At 71.8% G+C, this 21,105-nt stretch carries 21 protein-coding genes; 17 read left to right on the top strand and 4 right to left on the bottom strand.

Going from position 1 to position 21,105, the window contains the following annotated elements; all coding sequences use genetic code 11:
- The first annotated feature begins 22 nt into the window (after window positions 1-22).
- Window positions 23-919, top strand: coding sequence for a TIGR01777 family oxidoreductase (locus ACWCPI_RS04405; RefSeq protein WP_451036667.1), 897 nt, complete (start codon window positions 23-25; stop codon window positions 917-919).
- Between the two features lie 153 nt (window positions 920-1,072).
- A complete protein-coding gene (locus tag ACWCPI_RS04410) occupies window positions 1,073-2,455 on the top strand; it encodes an NAD(P)/FAD-dependent oxidoreductase (protein WP_451036668.1) in 1,383 nt (460 codons plus the stop codon).
- Between the two features lie 81 nt (window positions 2,456-2,536).
- Here the strand turns inward: ACWCPI_RS04410 and ACWCPI_RS04415 are convergent, their stop codons facing one another.
- A complete protein-coding gene (locus tag ACWCPI_RS04415; protein ID WP_451036669.1) occupies window positions 2,537-4,012 on the bottom strand; it encodes a regulator in 1,476 nt (491 codons plus the stop codon).
- 280 nt (window positions 4,013-4,292) lie between these two features.
- On the opposite strand from ACWCPI_RS04415, the gene lipB reads away from it, so the two are divergent.
- The 4 genes from lipB (at window position 4,293) to ACWCPI_RS04435 (ending at window position 7,403) form a co-directional block, all read left to right on the top strand.
- The gene (gene lipB / locus ACWCPI_RS04420) at window positions 4,293-5,093 is read left to right on the top strand and encodes a lipoyl(octanoyl) transferase LipB (protein WP_451036670.1); all 801 of its coding nucleotides are present in this window, start codon (window positions 4,293-4,295) and stop codon (window positions 5,091-5,093) included.
- 94 nt (window positions 5,094-5,187) lie between these two features.
- Complete coding sequence (gene lipA / locus ACWCPI_RS04425; protein WP_451036671.1) at window positions 5,188-6,153, top strand: lipoyl synthase; 966 nt, start codon at window positions 5,188-5,190, stop codon at window positions 6,151-6,153.
- A gap of 256 nt (window positions 6,154-6,409) precedes the next feature.
- Window positions 6,410-6,610, top strand: a complete 201-nt coding sequence (locus ACWCPI_RS04430) for an SCO2195 family GlnR-regulated protein (protein ID WP_451036672.1) — start codon at window positions 6,410-6,412, stop codon at window positions 6,608-6,610.
- 91 nt (window positions 6,611-6,701) lie between these two features.
- On the top strand, window positions 6,702-7,403 hold the full coding sequence (locus ACWCPI_RS04435; protein WP_388798056.1) for a DUF4191 domain-containing protein: 702 nt from the start codon (window positions 6,702-6,704) through the stop codon (window positions 7,401-7,403).
- A 76-nt stretch (window positions 7,404-7,479) separates the two neighbouring features.
- Here the strand turns inward: ACWCPI_RS04435 and ACWCPI_RS04440 are convergent, their stop codons facing one another.
- On the bottom strand, window positions 7,480-7,947 hold the full coding sequence (locus ACWCPI_RS04440) for an RDD family protein (RefSeq protein WP_388798059.1): 468 nt from the start codon (window positions 7,945-7,947) through the stop codon (window positions 7,480-7,482).
- Between the two features lie 198 nt (window positions 7,948-8,145).
- Here ACWCPI_RS04440 and glnA point away from each other — a divergent pair, with 198 nt between their 5' ends.
- From glnA to pspAB, 4 genes are all read left to right on the top strand, one after another.
- Window positions 8,146-9,555, top strand: coding sequence for a type I glutamate--ammonia ligase (glnA, locus tag ACWCPI_RS04445; RefSeq protein ID WP_388798062.1), 1,410 nt, complete (start codon window positions 8,146-8,148; stop codon window positions 9,553-9,555).
- A gap of 364 nt (window positions 9,556-9,919) precedes the next feature.
- Window positions 9,920-10,189: an SCO2583/SCO2584 N-terminal domain-containing protein gene (locus tag ACWCPI_RS04450; protein WP_451036673.1), complete on the top strand. Its 270-nt coding sequence runs from the start codon at window positions 9,920-9,922 to the stop codon at window positions 10,187-10,189.
- A gap of 120 nt (window positions 10,190-10,309) precedes the next feature.
- Complete coding sequence (htpX, locus tag ACWCPI_RS04455) at window positions 10,310-11,227, top strand: zinc metalloprotease HtpX (RefSeq protein WP_451036674.1); 918 nt, start codon at window positions 10,310-10,312, stop codon at window positions 11,225-11,227.
- A 2-nt stretch (window positions 11,228-11,229) separates the two neighbouring features.
- The gene (pspAB, locus tag ACWCPI_RS04460) at window positions 11,230-11,814 is read left to right on the top strand and encodes a PspA-associated protein PspAB (RefSeq protein ID WP_451036675.1); all 585 of its coding nucleotides are present in this window, start codon (window positions 11,230-11,232) and stop codon (window positions 11,812-11,814) included.
- A gap of 34 nt (window positions 11,815-11,848) precedes the next feature.
- Here pspAB and ACWCPI_RS04465 read toward each other — a convergent pair whose 3' ends face one another.
- Entirely contained in the window at window positions 11,849-12,136 is a 288-nt protein-coding gene (locus tag ACWCPI_RS04465) for a hypothetical protein (RefSeq protein WP_451036676.1), read from the bottom strand.
- A 242-nt stretch (window positions 12,137-12,378) separates the two neighbouring features.
- On the opposite strand from ACWCPI_RS04465, the gene ACWCPI_RS04470 reads away from it, so the two are divergent.
- Window positions 12,379-14,016, top strand: a complete 1,638-nt coding sequence (locus tag ACWCPI_RS04470) for a phosphotransferase (protein WP_451036677.1) — start codon at window positions 12,379-12,381, stop codon at window positions 14,014-14,016.
- A gap of 714 nt (window positions 14,017-14,730) precedes the next feature.
- The gene (locus ACWCPI_RS04475) at window positions 14,731-15,921 is read left to right on the top strand and encodes a winged helix DNA-binding domain-containing protein (protein WP_451036678.1); all 1,191 of its coding nucleotides are present in this window, start codon (window positions 14,731-14,733) and stop codon (window positions 15,919-15,921) included.
- 57 nt (window positions 15,922-15,978) lie between these two features.
- Here ACWCPI_RS04475 and ACWCPI_RS04480 read toward each other — a convergent pair whose 3' ends face one another.
- Entirely contained in the window at window positions 15,979-16,305 is a 327-nt protein-coding gene (locus ACWCPI_RS04480; protein WP_451036679.1) for a hypothetical protein, read from the bottom strand.
- Window positions 16,306-16,547: 242 nt separating this feature from the next.
- Between ACWCPI_RS04480 and ACWCPI_RS04485 the strand changes: the two genes are divergently transcribed.
- The 5 genes from ACWCPI_RS04485 to ACWCPI_RS04505 all read left to right on the top strand — a co-directional run bounded on the left by ACWCPI_RS04485 (window position 16,548) and on the right by ACWCPI_RS04505 (window position 21,093).
- A complete protein-coding gene (locus ACWCPI_RS04485) occupies window positions 16,548-16,913 on the top strand; it encodes an arsenate reductase family protein (RefSeq protein WP_388798086.1) in 366 nt (121 codons plus the stop codon).
- 128 nt (window positions 16,914-17,041) lie between these two features.
- Entirely contained in the window at window positions 17,042-17,788 is a 747-nt protein-coding gene (locus tag ACWCPI_RS04490) for a hypothetical protein (RefSeq protein ID WP_451036680.1), read from the top strand.
- 250 nt (window positions 17,789-18,038) lie between these two features.
- Entirely contained in the window at window positions 18,039-19,070 is a 1,032-nt protein-coding gene (gene glnII / locus ACWCPI_RS04495; protein ID WP_451036681.1) for a glutamine synthetase, read from the top strand.
- Between the two features lie 345 nt (window positions 19,071-19,415).
- The gene (locus ACWCPI_RS04500; protein ID WP_451036682.1) at window positions 19,416-19,979 is read left to right on the top strand and encodes a winged helix-turn-helix domain-containing protein; all 564 of its coding nucleotides are present in this window, start codon (window positions 19,416-19,418) and stop codon (window positions 19,977-19,979) included.
- 88 nt (window positions 19,980-20,067) lie between these two features.
- Entirely contained in the window at window positions 20,068-21,093 is a 1,026-nt protein-coding gene (locus tag ACWCPI_RS04505) for an SDR family oxidoreductase (protein WP_451036683.1), read from the top strand.
- Window positions 21,094-21,105: the final 12 nt, after the last annotated feature.

Here is a 21,105-nt window from a genome sequence, read left to right on the forward strand (position 1 = left end):
CCGGCAGAGACAGGATGAGGTCATGCAACTTTCAAGGATCGCGGTGGCCGGAGCCTCCGGTCTGATCGGCGGCGCACTGGTCCGGTCTCTGGCCGCCGACGGGCACGAGGTGGTGCGGCTGGTGCGCCGGGAGCCCAGGGGGAGTCACGAGGTGCGCTGGGACCCGGAGAACAAGCACGTGGACGTGGCGGGGCTGGCCGGTTGTGACGCGGTGGTCAACCTGGCCGGGGCGAACGTGGGCTCGCGGCGCTGGACGGACGCGTACAAGGCGAAGCTGCGCAGCGGCCGGGTGCTGGGCACGGCGGCGCTCGCGGAGGCGATCGCCTCGCTGGACGAGCCGCCGCGGGTCTTCGTGAACGGCAGCGCGATCGGCTACTACGGCGAGACCGGCGAGCGGGCCGTCGACGAGAGCGCCCCGCCCGGCCAGGGCTTCCTGCCCGAGCTGGTCGTGGAGTGGGAGGGCGCGGCGGCCCCCGCGCGGGAGGCGGGCGTGCGGACGGTGTTCCCGCGCACGGGGCTGGTGGTGGCCCGCCACGGCGGGGCCTGGGGGCGGCTGTTCCCCTTGTTCCAGGCCGGGCTGGGCGGGCGGATGGGGGACGGGCGGCAGTACTGGTCGTTCGTCTCGCTGCACGACGAGGTGGCCGCCATCCGGCACCTGATCGACCGGGACGACCTGTCGGGCCCGTTCAACGTGACCGCTCCCCGTCCGCTGACGAACCGTGAGATCACCGAGGCGATGGGGCGCGTGCTGCGTCGGCCGACGCTGTTCTCCGTCCCGGCACCCGTGCTGCGGACCGTGCTCGGCGAGCTGGCCGGTGACGTGCTGGGCAGCGTACGCGTCCTGCCGGCACGGCTGTTGCGGTCCGGGTTCACCTTCGCCTTCCCGGAGATCGAGGAGGCGATCCGGGCGGCACGGTGAGTGCTCGCATGCGACCGTCGTGCGACCGTGCTCTGTCGATGCGCGACTGTTCCTGACCGATCACGGCCCTAACCTCGTCCCGAACTCGGGTATCCCCAGAGCCTGTTGGGGGCATCACGTCTCCACCGGCCGCGCAACCTCGAGGAGGGGCACGTGCTTGAGCCCGCGTACCAGGCGGACGTCGTCATCGTGGGAGCCGGGGTCGCCGGACTCTCCGCGGCACACCGACTGACCAGCGCAGGAGTAACGACCGCGGTCCTGGAGGCCGCCCCTTGTCCGGGCGGCCGAATGTCGACCGAGAAGATCGACGGGTTCCGGCTCGACCGGATCGGCCAGCTCCTGTCGACCTCGTACCCGGAACTACGCCTGACCGCGGGGCTCGACGCACTCGCGCTGCGCCTCTTCGCGCCGGGCGTACTGCTGTACAGCGACGGACGCCGGCATCGCGCGGGCGCGTTCGCCCGTCCGATGAGCGCCAGGCGCGCAAGGGGCGCACTCCATGCGGTACGCGCTTTGGCGAGCGCCCCCAGGTCGTCGTCCCTGCGGAGCGCTCAGGGGTCGACGTCCCTGCCACGGGTGCGTGCGAGCGCCCCGCTGGGTACCGCCGTCGACCAGGCCCGGCTCGGCGCCACCCTCGCCCGCCTCGCCTCCTCCCCCGTCGAACGGCTGCTGGCCCGCCCCGAGTTGCCGGCCGCGCAGGCCCTCGCCGCCCGGGGCGTCCCCGCGCGCGCGGTCGACGGCTTCCTGCGGCCGCTGCTCGCCGCCCTGCTGTGCGACCCGGAGCTGACGACGTCCAGCCGCTGCGCCGACCTCGCGCTGCGTGCCTTCGCGAGCGGGCGGCTGTGCGTACCCGAGGGCGGTGCCGAGGCACTGCCGGAGCAGCTGGCCCGGGCCTTGCCGCCGGGCGTTCTGCGCACCGGGGTGCGGGTCACATCGGTCGCCACGACGTCGGTGACCACCGCGGAGCACGGCGAGATACGCTGCCGGGCCGTGCTGCTGGCGACGGACGCGCGCACGGCGGCCGAGCTGCTGCCGGGCCTGCGCGTACCGGACTTCCACCCGGTCACGGTCCTCCACCACACCACCGACGAACCGCCGGGGACCGGCGCCTCGCTGCTGCTCGACGCCGACCGCGGCGGCCCGGTCGCGCACACGGCCGTGATCAGCCAGGTCGACCCGAGCCGAGCGCCGGCGGGCCGGACACTGGTGTCGTCGACCGTACTGGGCACACCGCCACCCGGCATCGACATGGCCGTACGGATGCATCTGTCCCGTCTCTACGGCACCTCCACCGCGCGCTGGGAGACGCTGGCCGTGCACCACACCCCGGAGGCCGTGCCCGCGATGCGTCCGCCGCACGACCTGCGGCGCCCGGTGCGGCTGCTGGCGGGGCTGTACGTGTGCGGCGACCACCGGGACACCAGCACGGTGCAGGGGGCCCTGCACTCGGCCCACCGCGCCGCGGCGGCCATCCTGACCGACCTGGGCGCCGCGGGGTCGCTGCACCGCGCGGAGCCCTTGAGGGCGGCGGCCTGAGCGACCGGGCCGGGCGGTCGAGCGCGCCCGGACACCGCCGCCGTGGCCGACACCACGGCGGCGGAGCCGGCACGCCCTGACCTACCCCAGCGCCGCGACCTTGTCGCGGTACCCCCGCACCGGTGCCGCGTCCCGGTACGGCTCCAGCCTCCGCTCGAAGTCCTTGACGTACTCGATCGCCCGCACGGACCGCATCTCCGAGGCCTGACCCGCGGCCTCCGCACCCAGCACGCAGGCCTGGTCCAGCTCGCCGAGGCCGAGGCGGGCGGAGGCGAGCACGACCCGGCAGAACAGGCGGCTCCGGGCGTACGCGGGGGCGCGCAGTTGCAGGGAGCGCTCGGCGTGCTGGGCCGCCGCGCGGAACTGATGCAGATCGCGGTGGCAGTGGCCGAACTCGTCGGCGAGCTGTGCCTCGTCGAAGAAGCGGGCCCAGTACGGGACGTCGTCGCCGGGCCGGGCGGCTTCGAGGGCCCGCTCGGCCCGCACGAGGGAGGCCGTGCAGGCGCGCACCTCGCCCAGTACGCCGTGCCCGCGCGCCTCACACGCGTGCAGCAGGGCCTGCACGACCGGCGGCGCGCTGGTGCCCACCCCCTGCTGGGCCACCCGCGCCAGCTGGACGGCCTCGCGGCCGTGCCCGAGGTAGACGGCCTGGCGGCTCATCGTCACAAGGACGTAGGAGCCGTAGGGCCGGTCGCCCGCCGCCTGGGCGAGGCGCAGCGCCTGCACGAAGTACCGCTGCGCGAGTCCGTGCGCGGCGATGTCGTACGACGTCCAGCCCGCGAGCCTGGTCAGGTCCGCGGCGGCCGCGAACAGCCTGCGGCCGGTCTGCTCGCCGTAGGTGCCGCGCAGCATCGGCTCGCACTCGTGCTCCAGGTACCGCACGAGGGCCTGGCGGGCGTGGCCGCCGCCGTACATGTCGTCGAGGGAGCGGAACAGCTCGGCGACCGAGCGCAGCGCGGCGATGTCGCCGCCGGTGACCTTCTGTCCGGGCCCGCGCTCGGCCTGGCCGCGCTGCCGGGCGGTCGCTCCCCCGTGTTCGAGCACGGCCGGGAACTTGGCGGAGGCGGGCCGCCCCTGGGTCGGGATGCGGGCGACCGGCTCACCGCGGGCGACCTTCTCGTCGGCGCGGCCGATCAGCCAGTCCCGGCTCGGCACGACGAGTCCGGCCGGGGTGAAGGCGATCTTGCGCAGTTCGGCGTGGCTGCCGGAGTCCTTGCGCCACAGGCCGCTGACGATGTCGACGGCCTCCTCTGGGGTCGCGGCGAACTCCAGTCCCGCGTACACCGGCGCGCAGGCGTCGAGACCGAGGTCCTGGGCGGTGAGCCGGCGTCCGAGCCGACGGGTGAAGACCTCGGCGATGAGGGCCGGGGTGGTGCCGCGCGGCTGCTGCCCGCGCAGCCAGCGGGTGACCGATGTCTTGTCGTATCTCAGATCAAGCCCGTGTTCGAGGCCGAGCTGGTCCACCCGGCGGGCGAGACCCGCGTTGGAGAATCCCGCTTCTGCGATGAGCGCGGCGAGCTGGCGGTTGGGAGTGCGCTGCGCGGGTCGTTCCGTCATCTGCGGTGCGGTCTCCTGCCTTTCGGGCCGCGCGGGGCCGGTGCGGCCGCCGTGGTGCCCGGATTGCCTGTGAGCAGCCCTTTTGGCATCTCGAACGGCGCGAATGTAGCGGAGAGTAAACAGCCGATCGCACATTACGCCGCCTATTCATCCGATCGTGTGAGGATTGCCCTACCGGGCTGACGCAGGCCGGGAGGCGTCACCCGAACGCGGCGGTCGTACAGTGGCGTGGGCACGCTTTGTGCCTTACGACCTTCTGAGGCTTCCAGGGAGGCTTGCCGTGGGTGAGTTGCGGTTCGTGCGCATGGGGTTCGGCGCGGACGCCGTCGAGTACCAGGAGGCGTGGGACGAGCAGCGCCGGGTGCACGCGGCGCGGTTCGCGGACGAGATCCCCGACACGGTCCTGCTGCTCGAACACCCCCCGGTCTACACGGCGGGGCGCCGCACGGCGGACAGCGAACGGCCCCTGGACGGCACACCGGTCGTCGACGTGGACCGCGGCGGCAAGATCACCTGGCACGGGCCGGGCCAGCTGGTCGGCTACCCGATCCAGAAGCTGCCCCGCCCCGTCGACGTCGTCGCCCACGTACGGCGCCTGGAGGAGGCCCTGATCCGCACCTGTGCGGAGTTCGGCCTGGAGACCACCCGGATCGAGGGCCGCAGCGGCGTATGGGTGCTCGGCGACCCGGTGGAGCGGCGCCCGGCGCTCGGCGGGCTGTCCCTCGATTTCGACCCCCGCCTGACCGACGAGGAGTTCGACCCGCGCCTGAACGGCCCGGAGTACGCCCCGTCCAACGCCGGCCAGCGGCGCGAGGACCGCAAGATCGCGGCGATCGGGATCCGGGTCGCCAAGGGCGTGACGATGCACGGCTTCGCGCTGAACGTGAACCCGGACAACAAGTGGTTCGACAGGATCATCCCGTGCGGCATCCGCGACGCGGGAGTGGCTTCCCTGGCGAGCGAGCTCGGCCGCGACGTCACCATCGACGAGGTGCTGCCCGTCGTCGAGCGGCACCTGCGGGACGTACTGGAGAACGCGGACCTCAAGCCGCGGGAGATCGAGAAGCAGCCGGCGGCATAAAGGAGCCCGTGGAGGGGCTGACACCCACACAGGCATTCAAATCCACGGGCGTACCCTTGAGGGCGCCGAAGAATCAATCGCTAGGGAGCCGGTCGTGTCCGCAGTCTCACCCGACGGACGCAAGATGCTGCGCCTGGAGGTCCGCAACAGCCAGACCCCCATCGAGCGCAAGCCCGAGTGGATCAAGACCCGGGCGAAAATGGGTCCCGAGTACACCAAGATGCAGAACCTCGTGAAGAGCGAGGGCCTGCACACGGTCTGCCAGGAAGCCGGCTGCCCGAACATCTACGAGTGCTGGGAGGACCGCGAGGCGACCTTCCTCATCGGCGGCGACCAGTGCACCCGGCGCTGCGACTTCTGCCAGATCGACACCGGCAAGCCCGAGGCGCTCGACCGCGACGAGCCGCGCCGCGTCGGTGAGTCGGTGGTCACCATGGACCTGAACTACGCCACCATCACCGGCGTCGCCCGCGACGACCTCCCCGACGGCGGCGCCTGGCTGTACGCCGAGACGGTCCGCCAGATCCACCGGCAGACCGCCGGCCGCGAGGCCGGCCGCACCAAGGTCGAGCTGCTCGCCCCGGACTTCAACGCCGTGCCCGAACTGCTCCAGGAGGTCTTCGACTCCCGCCCCGAGGTCTTCGCGCACAACGTCGAGACGGTGCCCCGGATCTTCAAGCGCATCCGGCCGGGCTTCCGCTACGAGCGCTCGCTGAAGGTCATCACCGAGGCCCGTGACTTCGGCCTGGTCACCAAGTCGAACCTGATCCTCGGCATGGGCGAGACCCGCGAGGAGATCAGCGAGGCGCTGCGGCAGCTGCACGAGGCCGGCTGCGAGCTGGTCACCATCACGCAGTACCTGCGGCCCTCCGTGCGGCACCACCCGGTGGAGCGCTGGGTCAAGCCGCAGGAGTTCGTCGAGCTGAAGGAGGAGGCCGAGCAGATCGGCTTCTCCGGTGTGATGTCCGGCCCGCTGGTGCGCTCCTCCTACCGGGCCGGCCGGCTGTACCAGATGGCCGTGGAGAAGCGTGGCGCGTACATCGCGTCGCAGGCCGTGTGATGACACGGAGTGCCACACACTGCGTGTGAATCTGCGCACAAGCAACTACCCCTCGGTAGCCGCACCTCGACGCGGCCCTGGACGTCCCCGCAGATAGGGGGACCATCCGGGCCGCGTCCGGCGTTTCGGGCCACACATCAAGGCTTCATGGGTGTTTGACCGGTCGGTCACGTCCTGGTAACACCATTCAGTGACCCTGGTTGTACGCCCCGTGCACCATTCGCCAAAGGCCCATTCCCGAGGGGGGACCTCCACCATGCAGGCCGCGCCCGTTCGCGCCACCGCCATCCCGTCGTTCACGACTGCACTCCGTGCCGTCGAGTCGCTGCTCATGAGCAGCGGCCACCGCACCGCCCGCCGCAACGCCTGGACGTCCGTGCTGGAGGACCGCCGTCGCGCCAAGGACCGGGTCGAGGCACAGCGCGTCCTGGACCAGGTCACCACCGTCCGCCCCTGACCCCGGCCCGCGCGCGGCGGAGCCGCATGCCGACGGGGGTCGTGCGGCACTGCCGTCGTCGGCGCTCGTGGGGCCACGTAGACTTCGTGGCATGGCGAGGAAGGAAACTGCAGCGGACGCTGCTAACCCCGGGCGACTGAAGCAGATCGCCCTGACCTACAAGATGACCCGCAGGGCCGACAAGAAGATCGGTCTTGTGCTCGCGGCAGTCGGAATCGTCACCTTCGGTGTCTTCCTCGCGATCGGTTTCTTGATCGGTCACCCCATCTATCTCGGCATCCTGGGCCTCCTGCTCGCCTTCCTCGCGACGGCGATCGTGTTCGGGCGCCGGGCCGAGCGGGCCGCCTTCGGGCAGATGGAGGGCCAGCCGGGCGCCGCAGCGGCCGTGCTGGACAACATCGGCCGAGGCTGGACGACGACACCCGCGGTGGCGATGAACCGCAGCCAGGACGTGGTCCACCGGGCCGTCGGCAAGGCCGGCATCGTGCTGGTCGCCGAGGGCAACCCGAACCGGGTGAAGAGCCTGCTGGCCGCCGAGAAGAGGAAGATGAACCGTATCGTCGCCGACGTACCGGTGCACGATCTGATCGTCGGCGTCGGCGAGGGCCAGGTCGAGCTGAAGAAGCTGCGCACGACGATGCTGAAGCTGCCGCGCGTGCTGACCGGCCCCCAGGTGACCGCCACCAACGACCGGCTGCGGGCCATGGGCGACCTGATGAGCAACATGCCACTGCCGAAGGGCCCGATGCCCAAGGGCATGAAGCTGCCGAAGGGCGGGCCCAAGGCCCGCTGACCCTCCTCGTACGAGAAAGGGGGCGCCCGGATCACTCCGGGCGCCCCCTTCGTCGTACGAGGGGTACGAGGAGGCGCTAGATGCGCACTTCCACGGTGCCCGCCAGCCGGTCGTGCAGGCCCCGGCCGTCGCGGTCCCAGATCAGGGCCGGGACGGCGACGCACAGCAGGGCCGTGCGCAGCAGGGCGCGCAGCGGGTTGACGGTGCCGGTCTCCAGGGTGACCACGCGCAGACCGAAGAGGCGCTTACCCGGAGTGAAGCCGACCGTGCCGACGGTCAGCACGCTCACCAGGAAGAAGAGGAGCAGGGCCCAGTTGCTGGTCGCCTGGCCGTAGCCGTCGGTGATCAGACCGTATGCGATCAAGACGCAGAGGCCCCAGTCGACGGCGAGGGCGCCGAGCCGCCGGCCCGGGCGGGCGATGGAGCCCGGCCCCTCCTGCGGAAGGCCGAGCTGCTGCCCCCTGTATCCGAAGTCGACACCGGCGTCCTCGGCGGCCGCGCGGGGGCCGGAGAGCCAGGATCCGATTGCTTGCCTCTTGTCCACGTGCCCACCGTACTGTGCCCGTTTTGCGATGTGGACACGTGGGGTGAGGTACGGGATGTCCGGTTAACGTGTGCGAAACAAACGGGTCACGCCCGAGAAATCACCCGTCCCTAGGGTCGAGGTCAGCGTGTGCCACCGCACTGGCCGCACGAACGAACTACCACCCCGGCGCGGACGGTCGGGAGTAGGAGGAGCTGGATGTTCCAGAACGCCGACGAGGCCAAGAAGTTCATCGCGGACGAGGACGTCAAGTTCGTCGACGTCCGCTTCTGCGACCTGCCGGGCGTCATGCAGCACTTCACGGTGCCCGTCGAGGCGTTCGACGCGGACGAGGAGCTCGCCTTCGACGGATCGTCGATCCGTGGTTTCCAGGCCATCCACGAGTCCGACATGGCGCTGCGCGCGGACCTGTCGACCGCCCGGGTCGACCCGTTCCGCCGTGACAAGACCCTCAACATCAACTTCTTCATCCACGACCCGATCACCGGCGAGCAGTACAGCCGTGACCCGCGCAACGTGGCGAAGAAGGCCGAGGCCTACCTCGCCTCCACCGGTATCGCGGACACCGCGTACTTCGGTCCCGAGGCCGAGTTCTACGTCTTCGACAGCGTGCGCTTCAAGACGTCGGAGAACGAGTCCTTCTACCACATCGACTCCGAGGCGGGCGCCTGGAACACCGGTGCCCTGGAGGACAACCGTGGTTACAAGGTCCGCTACAAGGGCGGTTACTTCCCGACCCCGCCGGTCGACCACTTCGCCGACCTGCGCGCCGAGATCTCCCTGGAGCTGGACCGCGCCGGTCTGAAGGTCGAGCGCCAGCACCACGAGGTGGGCACCGCCGGTCAGGCCGAGATCAACTACAAGTTCAACACCCTGCTCGCCGCCGCCGACGACCTGCAGCTCTTCAAGTACATCGTGAAGAACGTCGCCTGGCGCAACGGCAAGACCGCGACCTTCATGCCGAAGCCGATCTTCGGTGACAACGGCTCGGGCATGCACGTGCACCAGTCGCTGTGGCAGGGCGGCTCCCCGCTCTTCTACGACGAGGCCGGTTACGCGGGCCTGTCGGACACCGCCCGCTACTACATCGGCGGCATCCTCAAGCACGCCCCGTCGCTGCTGGCCTTCACCAACCCGACGGTGAACTCGTACCACCGTCTGGTGCCGGGCTTCGAGGCGCCGGTGAACCTGGTCTACTCGCAGCGCAACCGTTCCGCGGCCATGCGTATCCCGATCACGGGCTCCAACCCGAAGGCCAAGCGCGTCGAGTTCCGCGCGCCCGACTCCTCCGGCAACCCGTACCTGGCCTTCTCGGCCCTGCTGCTTGCGGGTCTGGACGGCATCAAGAACAAGATCGAGCCGGCCGAGCCGATCGACAAGGACCTGTACGAGCTGGCTCCCGAGGAGCACGCGGGCGTCCCGCAGGTCCCGACCTCGCTCCCGGCCGTCCTCGACTCGCTGGAGGCCGACCACGAGTTCCTCCTCCAGGGCGACGTCTTCACGCCGGACCTGATCGAGACGTGGATCGACTACAAGCGCACGAACGAGATCGCGCCGCTGCAGCTGCGTCCGCACCCGCACGAGTTCGAGCTGTACTTCGACGTCTAGAACCGGGATCTCCGTCCTCGGCGGAGTTCGTGAGCCCCTGCCGTTCCTCGTGAGCGGCAGGGGCTCGGTCGTGTGCGGCGCACTCCTGACCGGGACGGGGCGTTCCATGGGGTCGCGGTCGGTGCGCGGGGCGGCGGAGCCGGCGCAGGACATGGCCCTCGCGTGCCGCGATCGGGCCGAGCACCGTCTCGGGGACGTTCGGGGCCAGGATGGCCAGGATCGTGAGGAGCACCAGCTGGAGACCGCCGACGCCCCTGTGGCGCACTCACGGTTCCAGCGCTGACGCCCGGTGACCTGCCTCGGCAGCGCGAACGCGGGCGCGTGTTCTATTCTGCCGATGAGACCACACGGGGGTGGACGGCACATGCCCGAGCACGAACGCGACGACCAGCAGCCCGAGTTCGACCTCAGATGGGCGGACCAGGCCGAGCACAAGGAGCCCTCGGCCCGGGCCCGCATGCTCGCCGCGCGCTGGAAGCACAACCCGCCCGACCCCGTACCGTTCCGGGCCGATCCCGACCACGTGGCACGACGGCACCGCCGGTCGGGCTGGATCTCCACGGTCGTGGTGCTCGGCTGTGTCGCCGGGGTGATCCTGCTGCTGGGCTACATCAACTTCCGCGGGGCCCACTGAGGGGTGTCGTTCGGGCGCGGACCTTTGCCGCCCCCAGAGCTGGTCACGACCCGTTCATGGGGGTCACCGGGTGCACACTGGGCAGTGGGACGAGTGCCTGAGTGTGCGGGGTGAGGCCAGATGCACAGCCGCTTGCGAAGTGATCGCCGGCTGACCACCCGTATGGGGGTCACGCTGTTTCTGCTCGGGTTGCTGTACGTGGGCTTCGTCGCCGCGCTGATCGTGCTGCTGAAGTCCTGGGTGCTGGTCGTGGTGGTCGCGGCCGCGCTGCTGGGGGCGCAGTACTGGTTCTCGGACCGGGTCGCGCTGTTCGCGATGCGCGGGCGGGTCGTGGAGCGGGAGGAGTATCCCGAACTGCACGGGGTGGTCGACCGGCTGTGCGCCCTCGCCGACATGCCGAAGCCCGTCGTCGCCGTCTCGGACATGGAGATGCCGAACGCGTTCGCCACCGGCCGGAACGCCGATCACGCCGTGGTCTGCGTGACCACGGGGCTGCTGCGGCGGCTGGAGCCGGACGAGCTGGAGGGTGTGCTCGCGCACGAGCTGTCGCACGTGGCGCACAAGGACGTCGCCGTGATCACGGTGGCCTCGTTCCTCGGCGTGATCGCGGGCCTGGTCGTGCGGTTCGCCTTCTACTCGCAGCTGTTCGGCGACGGGCGCCGGGACCAGAACACCGCGGTCGTCCTCGCCGCCGTGATGGGCGTGTCGGCGGCCGTGTACGCGCTGAGCTTCCTGCTGATCAGAGCCCTGTCCCGGTACCGCGAGCTGGCCGCCGACCGGGCCGCGGCGCTGCTCACCGGACGGCCCTCGGTGCTGGCCTCCGCGCTCACCAAGGTCTCCGGCGACATCGCCCGGATCCCGAGCCGGGACCTGCGGACCGCGCAGGCCTTCAACGCCTTCTACTTCACCCCGGCACTCGGCCGGGAGCCGAACCTCGCGCGGGTCCTGTCGACCCACCCGAGCCTGGAGCAGCGGCTCGACCAGCTGGGACGGATCTCCGTCGAGCTGGGTGAGGCGGCGGCTCCGGGAGGGGCGTGAGCATGGGACTGCTGGACATCCTGCTCGGTCGTACGAAACCGGTCACGCCCGATCTCGACCAGCTCTTCGGGCTGCCGTCGGCGGCGGTGACACTGGAGGCGGCGGCCGGGTTCCGGCCGACCGGGAGCGGGGCGGTGTGCTTCGCGGCGGTCGAGGGCGCGGCCTTCGAGCAGACACACCGCGAGGTGCAGGCGCTGCTCGACGCGGACGCGGAGCGCGAGGGCAGGCCGGTGGAGCTGACCCGGGACGGCTACGGCTACTCATGGCTGGTCTCCCGGCGCGCCCCCGACCGGTTGCCGGAGCTCGTCAACGACCTGCACGCGGTGAACAGCGCGATGGAGGTCAACGGCTTCGGCCCGCAACTGCTGTGCTCGCTGGCCGGGTTCGAGGACGACGCGGGCAGCCGGCTCGCCCTCGTCTACCTCTACAAGCGCGGCACCTTCTATCCGTTCGCGCCACTGGCCGGTGCCGAGGAGCGCCGTGACAACCCGCTGGAGCTGCGGGTGAAGGCGGCGCTCACCGACGACCTGCGGATCGAGCAGGACCTGGGCCGCTGGTTCCCGCTGTGGGGTGCCCCCGGCCTGTGACCGGGGGCACCGCGGGCTACGGGCGGAGCTGGTCTCACCTGCTCCTCTCGCGCTCCTGACGACGGGACTCCAGGGGACGCTCGCGACGGTAGCGGCGCTCCCACTTGGCCTGCGTGTCACGGCGGTCGCGGTAGGCGCGGTAGTCGGCGGGCACGGCGCCTCCCGAGGAGGCCCCTCCCCCGGCTCCGCCGCTCGGCGCGGCGGAGTCCCGGCCGTAGCGCAGGTACAGGAACAGCACACCGACCGCGGCCAGCCAGTAGAGGTGGTTTCCGAATCCTAGGATCACCAGGACGACGGTCCCGGCCATGACGATGGTGCCCATCACGGGCCTCCGTGAGCGTGGGTCGGATCTGGATCTGAGCGGTGACCGGTACTCCGACGGGGCGCTGGGGGAAGGACGACCGTCCGTCGGTGCGTAGAGAGTAGCCCCGGGTCCGCAGGGCGGCGCCTGCCCTGCGCGAAGCGGCGTGAGCTGCTCCGTTACGCGTGTCCAGCGTAGGGATCCGGTCACCGGGCGTGCATCTCCTTTTCGCGTGGCCCGCGTGCCGTGAATGAATGGGGCCCATGACCGAGTTCTCCTCCTTCACACACGCCACCGACGGTGAACTGCTCAGCGGGGTGTACGGCGGTGACGCCGGCGACCCCCGGGCGGCCACCGTCGTGCTGCTGCACGGCGCCGGCAACGGCACCAAGGACCGGCTGCTCCCGCTGCTCGGCGAGTTCGTCTCGCGCGGCTGCCGCGGGCTCGCCTTCGACTTCTCCGGGCACGGCGAAAGCACGGGGGAACTGCGGGAGTTGAGCCTGCGCAGGCGCATGGAGCAGGCGGTGGCCGTCATCGACGCGCGCGTGCCGGCGGACGGCCCGCTGGTCGTGGTCGGGTTCAGCATGAGCGGACAGACGGTCGCGGACATCGTCGCGCACTACGGGGCGCGCGTGGTGGCGGTGGGGCTGTGCGCGCCCGCGGTGTACGCCGAGGAGGCGTGGGAGGTGCCCTTCGGGGAGGGCGAAGGGCGGTTCAGCGAGATCATCCGCAGGCCGGAGGGCTGGCGTACGGCGCCCGCGCTGGACGTGCTGCGAGGGTACGAGGGCCGGGCGGTGCTCGCGGTGCCGGGGACGGACGCGATCATCCCGCCGGCCGTGACGGAGGCCGTGCAGGAGGCTCTGGCCACGCACGCCCAGTTCACCCGGTTCGACGTACCGGACGCGGAGCACATGCTGGGGCTGTGGTTCGAGGAACACGCGGACGACAGGCGGGAGTTCGTGACGGCCGTACTGACCGGCCTCGGTGACGGGGGCTGGACGGCCACCCGCGCCTGGCTGGCCAAGCAGCTGCCGGAGGGCCGGACCGTCACCGACACGGCCTTCCTGAAAGGGGGGTGGAGCTCGCAGATGCGGCGGCTCACCCTCGACGACGGCACCCGGCTCGCACTGCGCACCTTCGTGAAGCCCTTCTTCCGCCGGCACGCGCCGGGGCTGCTGACCCGGGAGGCGTCGGTCCTCACCCTGCTCGCCGGGCAGGAGGAGGTCCCCGCGCCCCGGTTGATCGCGGTCGACGCCACCGCCGAGCACTGTGACCACCCCTCGCTGCTGATGTCCCTGCTGCCCGGCCGGGTACGGGTCGACGAGGAGGACCTGGACCGCCGCCTGGAGCTGCTGGCGGCCCAACTCGCCGCGATCCACCGGGTCGTACCGGACGATCGTCCGCGCACGTACCAGGCGTGGACGTCCCCGGAACGGGTGCAGGCACCGGACGGGGAGCTGTGGGAACGGGCCGTGGACGTGATCCGCCGAGAGGCCCCCGCGTACCGGGGCTGCTTCCTGCACCGGGACTTCCACCCGGGCAACGTGCTGTTCAGCGGCGCGGGCGAGCGGCTGCGGATCAGCGGTGTCGTCGACTGGGTGGAGACGTCCTGGGGTCCGGCCGACCTCGACGTCGCCCACTGCTCCACGGCGCTCGCCCTGCTGCACGGCCCGGAGCACGGGCTCGGTTTCCGGCAGCGGTACGAGGCACACGGCGGACGCCCGCTCGCCGACGCCGACGACCACCTGTACTGGCGGCTGCTGGACGCCCTGGCCTACGCACCGGACGCGGCGAAGCTGGCAGGGCCGTGGCGCGACCTGGGGCGCACGGAGCTGACGCCCGAGGTGCTGGGCGAGCGGCTGACGGCGTACGTGGCCGGGCTGCTGGAGCTGTACGGCTGACGCCACGGACGCAAGGGTGGGGCTGAAGGTGGTCGGGTCCCGGGCGCGGTGTCGACGGCCCCGGCCGCGACGGCCGCGCCCTGGGCCGCGTGATCGGCTCGATCCGGGCCGCGTAGGGCGCCGGGTGCGGTCATGAGCGGGCGGCCCGTGCGGCGGCCGTCGTATACCGTGCCTGCCCTGGCCGCCCGTCGCGTTTCCCGCTGCCGCACCCGTTCGGGGCGGGTCGCCCCCCCCTGATCGCAGTGGACGACCGTACGGGTGGCGTGCGCACGCCGGGTACGGCAATCGGGTGGCGTGCACCGCGCGGGTGCCGCGGTGACGTGGGCGGCGCGGGTGGCGCGGTGACGTGGGCGGCACGGGTGCCGGGGTGGCGTGGGCGGCGCGGGCGGGAGGACCTCCCCGACACGCGGCGGGGCGGGTGCCGGGGCAGCGTGCAGGGCGCGGGTGGCGCGGTGACGTGGGCGGCACGGGTGCCGGGGTGGCGTGGGCGGCGCGGGTGCCGGGGTGGCGTGGGCGGCACGGGTGCCGGGGTGGCGTGGGCGGCGCGGGGCGGAAGGACCTCCCCGACACCCGGCGGGGCGGGACGACCTGCCCGGCACGGCCATCCGGTTGCGGGACCGGTGACCCCCGGCAGCAGGCCGTTGTCAGTGCTGTCCGGGAGGATGCGTGCAGGGGCGGGAAGACCGTGCGCGGGCAGGACGGGTGGAGGCCGGGATGGGTGACGTGCTGCGGTACATCGGTGTGGCGGAGCGACGGGCCCGGCTGGGTCTGCGGCATCGGTTGGCCGGCGCGGCGCGAGCGGCCCGGCCGGCGGAGGTCGCCGAGTCCCTGGTCGCCCTGCACGGCACCGACCCGGCGACCGTGTACCTGGCCGTGGGCGCACGACTGGCAACGCCCGCGAAGACCGTCGCGGACACCGAGCGCGCGCTGTACGAGGACCGGACGCTGGTCCGTATGCACGGCATGCGGCACACCGTGTTCGTCTTCCCCGCCGCGCTGACGGCCGTCGTGCACGCCTCGACCGGCCTCGCGGTCGCCGCCCGGGAGCGGGCCACGCTGGTCAAGCACATGGCGGCGGCGGGGGCGCCGGACGCGGCCTGGCTGGCGGAGGTCGAGGAGTCGGCGCTGGCGGCGCTGGCGCGGCGCGGACAGGCGACGGCGGCCGAACTCGCCGAGGACGAGCCCCGGTTGCGCGAGCAGTTCCGGTACGGGGCGGGCAAGAGCTACGAGGGCGTGCACACCGTCTCGACGCGGCTGCTGCGGGTGCTGGGCGTCGAGGGGAAGGTGGTGCGGGGACGGCCCCTGGGCTCCTGGACGTCCTCGCAGTTCCGGTGGGCACCGGCGCCCGAGCATCCGGAGCTGGACGTGGCCGGGGCCCAGGCGGAACTGCTGCGGCGCTGGCTCGCGGTGTGCGGACCGGCGACGGAGGCCGACCTCAAGTGGTGGACGGGGTGGCGGGTGACGGAGGTGCGCCGTGCACTGACGGCGATCGGGGCACAGGCCGTGTCCCTGGACGAGGGCACGGGGTTCGTCGTCGCCGGCGATGCCGAACCGGCCCCGGAGCCCGCCGAGCCGTGGGCGGCGCTGCTGCCCGCCCTCGACCCCACGGCGATGGGGTGGCAGCGTCGGGATTGGTATCTGGCGCCGGACCTGTGGCCGTCGCTGTTCGACCGGAGCGGCAACGTGGGACCGACGGTGTGGTGGGACGGACGAGTGGTGGGCGGGTGGGCCCAGCGCAAGGACGGCGAGGTCGTCTGGCGGTTGCTCGAGGACCTGGGCGGCGTGGAGCGGCGCGCGGCGGAGGCGGCGATCGCGGCGGAGGCCGAGCGGCTGCGGGGGTGGGTGGGTCCGGCCCGGGTGACCCCGCGGTTCCGTACGCCGCTGGAGCGGGAGCTGGCGCGGTAGCGGGCCGGTCGACGGCGACGCCGGGTGCCCCGGGACGGACGGCACCCGGCGCCACGGCTACCGCGAGTACCGCATCAGGGCCCGCACCATGTGGCAGGTCGTCTCCGACGGCGGATGCACGCCGATCGTCTCCGCGGCGCTCCGGATCGTCTCGTCACGAGCCTGGTTCGGCATGTAGACGCCCGAGTCGAGCAGGGCGATCGCCAGGCGCATGGCCTTGAGGCGGCGGTTGTGGGTGACGTACCAGTCGCGCGGACGCCCCGCCGGCAGCGGCCGCTTCTGCACGGGCGCGTACGGCAGGTCGAGCAGGACCGGGTGCTTCGCGGTGGACTGGGTGGGCAAGGGCTTGCGGGTCGGCTTCGGCTTCAGTGCGGCAGCGGGCACAGGCATCCTCCTGTCGCGTCGGAGCGCCGGCCGGCTTCCCGGCGACGTCCTTCGAACACTACGTACAGTCTACTGCCCGCCACTGACAATCCGAGGGTCGTGGAGACGGTGAAATCGCCTGGTCAGCAATAAAGTTGTCGCTGCGTCACAGCAGGTCCCGAAGGTACTGCTGGGACCTCGGAGAAATCGAACATGGCCCCGTCGGCGGAGCCCTCCGACCACCCCGGGATACCGTGAGACACATGGAGATCTGGATCAACCCGGCCTGTTCCAAGTGCCGCAGCGCCATCAGCCTGCTCGACGCCGAGGGGGCCGACTACACCGTCCGCCGCTACCTGGAGGACGTACCCACCGAGGACGAGATCCGCGACGTACTCGACCGGCTCGGGCTCGAACCCTGGGACATCACCCGGACCCAGGAGACGGCCGCCAAGGAGCTCGGAGTCAAGGAGTGGGCACGGGACGCCGACTCCCGGGGCCGGTGGATCAAGGCCCTGGCCGAGCACCCCAAGCTGATCCAGCGGCCGATCATCACCGCGCAGGACGGCACGGCCGTGGTCGCGCGCACCGACGAGGCGGTACGGGACGCCCTGTCCCGCGAGGGCTGAAGCCCCCACCCCACCAACTTCCCTCGGTGTGACGCAGGTTACTCCAACAACCTCCACAACCGCTGAGTAACCTCGTTCGGTATCTCGTACATAACGGCGTACGCTCCCCTACCTCCCAGGAGGCGCGCATGTCGCGTAGGAGAACTCTCGGTACGAAGAAGAAGCTCGCGCTGCTGGTGAGTGCGGCGACGGTGGCGGGAGGTGGCGCCTTCGTCATGGCGAGCACCTCGAACGCCTCGCAGACGCCGACGACCAAGTCCGCCGCGGAGTCCAGCGTCTGTCAGGGGCTCGCCACCGCCCTCGGCAACAACCAGCGGTTCATCGAGGGGCAACGGGCCAATCCGGACGCGCAGTCCGCGGCCAGGATCGCCAACCGTGAAGCCGTCATCAAGCAGATCCAGGTCCAGCAGGAAGCGTCCGGGTGCGCGGTTGGGGAGTCGGCTCAGGGCTCCCAGGCTTCGCAGCCGGCGCAGGGCGGCGGCCAGCAGGCGGGCGGCCAGCAGGACGGCGGTCAGCAGGCGGGCGGTGAGCAGGGTGGCGGTCAGCAGGCGGGTGGCGCCGCCCCGTCGCAGAGCGCCCCTGCGGAGAACGGGAACGCGGGGAACGGCGGCGCGGGCGCGGCCTCGGGCCAGCAGGTCTGCAACGGCTCGACGGTCACGCTCTCCGGCGAGGGCGGTGCCCCGGCGGCGTCCAGCAACCAGTTCCCGGCCGGCACGAAGCTGAAGGTCACCAACCTGGACAACAACAAGTCCACGACGGTCGAGGTGACCTCGGTCTCCGGTAGCTGCGTGCTTCTCAACAACGCGGCCTTCGAGCAGGTCCGCGAACCCGGCAAGTTCCTGATCCGTCGCGCGGTGATCGAGAAGGTGGGGTGATGTCGGAGTAATCACGGCGTACGTGTCATGGGTCCTGCCGCTCGCGGCCACGAGCGGCAGGACTCGCGCGTGTGACATCGAGGTACGTGAAACGCGCCACACCACCCCCAGGTAACACGGGGTTCACATTCGAGCAATGACCGGGAAATCGCCTGTTGACAGGCTCGCGGACATCAACGGCGGCGCCTCAGTGCCGCAGCGCCGCAGCACCCGCAACTGCGCCCAGACCCACCCCCGAAGGATGTGGCCCGTGACCTTCAAGGCTGAGTACATCTGGATCGACGGCACCGAGCCGACGGCCAAGCTGCGTTCCAAGACGAAGATCATCGCGGGTGCCCCCGCCGGTCTCGACGCGCTGCCGATCTGGGGCTTCGACGGGTCCTCCACCAACCAGGCCGAGGGCCACGCCTCGGACTGCGTGCTCAAGCCGGTCTTCACCTGCCCGGACCCGATCCGCGGCGGTGACGACATCCTCGTCCTGTGCGAGGTCCTGAACATCGACCTCACCCCGCACGCCACGAACACCCGTGCGGCGCTCGTCGAGGTCGCCGAGAAGTTCGCCGCTCAGGAGCCGATCTTCGGTATCGAGCAGGAGTACACCTTCTTCCAGGACGGCTACCCGCTCGGCTTCCCCAAGGGCGGCTTCCCGGCCCCGCAGGGCGGCTACTACTGCGGTGTCGGCGCCGACGAGATCTTCGGCCGTGACGTCGTCGAGGCTCACCTGGACAACTGCCTGAAGGCGGGTCTGGGCCTGTCCGGCATCAACGCCGAGGTCATGCCCGGCCAGTGGGAGTTCCAGGTCGGCCCGCTGTCCCCGCTGGAGGTCTCCGACCAGCTGTGGGTGGCCCGCTGGCTGCTCTACCGCACCGCCGAGGACTTCGGCGTCGCCGCCACCCTCGACCCGAAGCCGGTCAAGGGCGACTGGAACGGCGCCGGTGCGCACACCAACTTCTCCACGAAGGCCATGCGCGAGGGCTACGACGCGATCATCACCGCGTGCGAGTCGCTCGGTGAGGGCTCCAAGCCGCTCGACCACGTCAAGAACTACGGCGCCGGCATCGACGACCGCCTGACCGGTCTGCACGAGACCGCCCCGTGGAACGAGTACTCCTACGGCGTCTCCAACCGCGGCGCCTCGGTCCGTATCCCGTGGCAGGTCGAGAAGGACGGCAAGGGCTACATCGAGGACCGCCGCCCGAACGCCAACGTCGACCCGTACGTGGTGACCCGCCTGCTCGTCGACACCTGCTGCTCGGCGCTGGAGAAGGCCGGCCAGGTCTGATCCTCCCGGAGCTCGTCGAAGGGGGCGCCCACCGCCGAGGTGGGCGCCCCCTTCGCCGTGCGTGGACCGGTGCGGCCGGACCAAGGGTCCCCTCCCGGGCGGGCGTCTGCTTCAATGGGGGCATGGTCGGTTTCCAGAAGCACCCCGCGCCGGGTCGCCCCGACCTGGAGCCTTTCTGGCCTTCCCGTCAGCACCACGACTTCGACCGGGTGTGTTGCCGCGCGATGAACGCGCCGGCCCTCTGACGCCGTACTCTCCGGCCTTCGGCCAGCGCGAAACGACGTACGTCCTCTCACGTCCACGTCCGCGTCCGACGGACTTCTCGCGCGAAAGAGCTGACTTCTCATGGCGACCACTCGTCCCCTGTCCTCCGCCACCCTCGACTCCCCCGCCCCGAACGGCTCACGGCTGCATCTGCGTGCCGTCGACCGGGACGAGGCGATCGACGTCGCCGACCTGCTGCCGCCCGGTGCCACCTGGCTGCCCGCGCCCCAGCACTCCCTGCCCACGCTGCCGGGGCAGCCGCCGATGATCGGCTACCTGGTGCTCGTCCCGGCCGACCGGCAGCCGCCGGTCCCGGTCCCGGTCCCGGACCGGACCCGTGGCCCCGAAGGCGACCCGCTCGTCGCCGTCGACACCGTACGGCGCACCGCGGCGGTCGACGGGAGGGAACTCGACCTCACCTACCTGGAGTTCGAGCTGCTCGCCCATCTGGTGGCCCACCCCGATCGCGTGCACACACGGGACCAGCTGGTCAGCACGGTGTGGGGATACGGGCACGTGGGCGACGGCCGTACCGTCGACGTCCACATCGCCCGGCTGCGCCGCAAGCTGGGCGCCGAGCACCGGGACGTGATCCGGACCGTGCGGCGGGTGGGGTACAAGTACACCCCGCCGGCCGGGCGCTGATCCCCCACCCCGGCCGCTGCCCCGGGAGCCTTCTGCTGACGGCAGAGTCCGCTTCCGCCCCGCGGCCGCACCGTGCAGAGTCGACGGCATGAGACTTCTGGTGCTGGGTGGGACGGAGTTCGCGGGGCGGGCCGTCGTGGAGGCGGCCCTCGGGCGCGGCTGGGACGTGACCGTCTTCAACCGGGGGCGGCACGAGCCGCCGGCCGGGGTGCGGTCGCTGCGCGGGGACCGCACAGCGTCCGACGGGCTCACCGCTCTCGCCGAGGACACCGGCGAGTGGGACGCCGTCGTCGACACCTGGTCGGCGGCGCCCCGCGCGGTGCGGGACCCGGCGCGGCTGCTGCGGGGCCGCGCCGGGCGCTATGTGTACGTGTCGAGCTGCTCGGTGTACGCGTGGGCACCGCCCGCGGGGTACGGCGAGGACGCGCCGCTGGTGGAAGGCGCCGAGGCCGGTGCGGAGCACACCGACTACCAGCGCGACAAGCGCGGCGGCGAGCTGGCCGCCGTCGAGGAGTTCGGGGCGGACAGCTCCGTTCTCGTGCGGGCGGGGCTGCTGCTCGGGCCGTACGAGAACGTCGGCCGGCTGCCCTGGTGGCTGACCCGGATCGCCCGTGGCGGACCGGTGCTGGCGCCGGGGCCTCGCGACCTGCCCCTGCAGTACCTCGACATCCGCGACCTCGCGGAGTGGGTGCTGGGGGCGGTGGAACAGGGGCTGAGCGGTCCGTACAACCTGATCAGCCCGCAAGGGCACGCCACCATGGGCGAGTTGCTCGACGCCTGCGCGGCCACCGTCGGCGGGACCGCCGATCTGCGCTGGACCGCGCCCGAGGTGATCCTGGACGCGGGTATCGAGCCGTGGACCCAGCTGCCGGTGTGGGTGCCGCCGGGCAGCGACATGCACGACGCCCTGCACGCCGCCGACGTGTCCCGGGCGGTCGCGACCGGGCTGCGCTGCCGGCCCGTCGAGGAGACCGTCGCCGACACCTGGCGTTGGCTCCAGGACATCGGTACGGCACCCGAGCGCCCGGTCCGGGCTGCCAAGGGCCTGGATCCCGAGGTGGAGGCGAAGGTGCTCGCGGCCGTCGGACGGGGTGTATCCAGCACCACCCCCTGACACGGGCCCCTG

This window comes from Streptomyces sp. NPDC001920, assembly GCF_053594495.1.

Coding starts and splice junctions, on each gene's coding strand:
- ACWCPI_RS04405 (WP_451036667.1), top strand. CDS start 23: ATGCAACTTTCAAGGATCGCGGTGGCCGGAGCCTCCGGTCTGATCGGC.
- ACWCPI_RS04415 (WP_451036669.1), bottom strand. CDS start 4,012: ATGACGGAACGACCCGCGCAGCGCACTCCCAACCGCCAGCTCGCCGCG.
- ACWCPI_RS04430 (WP_451036672.1), top strand. CDS start 6,410: ATGCAGGCCGCGCCCGTTCGCGCCACCGCCATCCCGTCGTTCACGACT.
- ACWCPI_RS04435 (WP_388798056.1), top strand. CDS start 6,702: ATGGCGAGGAAGGAAACTGCAGCGGACGCTGCTAACCCCGGGCGACTG.
- glnA (WP_388798062.1), top strand. CDS start 8,146: ATGTTCCAGAACGCCGACGAGGCCAAGAAGTTCATCGCGGACGAGGAC.
- ACWCPI_RS04450 (WP_451036673.1), top strand. CDS start 9,920: ATGCCCGAGCACGAACGCGACGACCAGCAGCCCGAGTTCGACCTCAGA.
- htpX (WP_451036674.1), top strand. CDS start 10,310: ATGCACAGCCGCTTGCGAAGTGATCGCCGGCTGACCACCCGTATGGGG.
- pspAB (WP_451036675.1), top strand. CDS start 11,230: ATGGGACTGCTGGACATCCTGCTCGGTCGTACGAAACCGGTCACGCCC.
- ACWCPI_RS04465 (WP_451036676.1), bottom strand. CDS start 12,136: ATGGGCACCATCGTCATGGCCGGGACCGTCGTCCTGGTGATCCTAGGA.
- ACWCPI_RS04470 (WP_451036677.1), top strand. CDS start 12,379: ATGACCGAGTTCTCCTCCTTCACACACGCCACCGACGGTGAACTGCTC.
- ACWCPI_RS04475 (WP_451036678.1), top strand. CDS start 14,731: ATGGGTGACGTGCTGCGGTACATCGGTGTGGCGGAGCGACGGGCCCGG.
- ACWCPI_RS04485 (WP_388798086.1), top strand. CDS start 16,548: ATGGAGATCTGGATCAACCCGGCCTGTTCCAAGTGCCGCAGCGCCATC.
- ACWCPI_RS04490 (WP_451036680.1), top strand. CDS start 17,042: ATGTCGCGTAGGAGAACTCTCGGTACGAAGAAGAAGCTCGCGCTGCTG.
- ACWCPI_RS04500 (WP_451036682.1), top strand. CDS start 19,416: ATGGCGACCACTCGTCCCCTGTCCTCCGCCACCCTCGACTCCCCCGCC.
- ACWCPI_RS04505 (WP_451036683.1), top strand. CDS start 20,068: ATGAGACTTCTGGTGCTGGGTGGGACGGAGTTCGCGGGGCGGGCCGTC.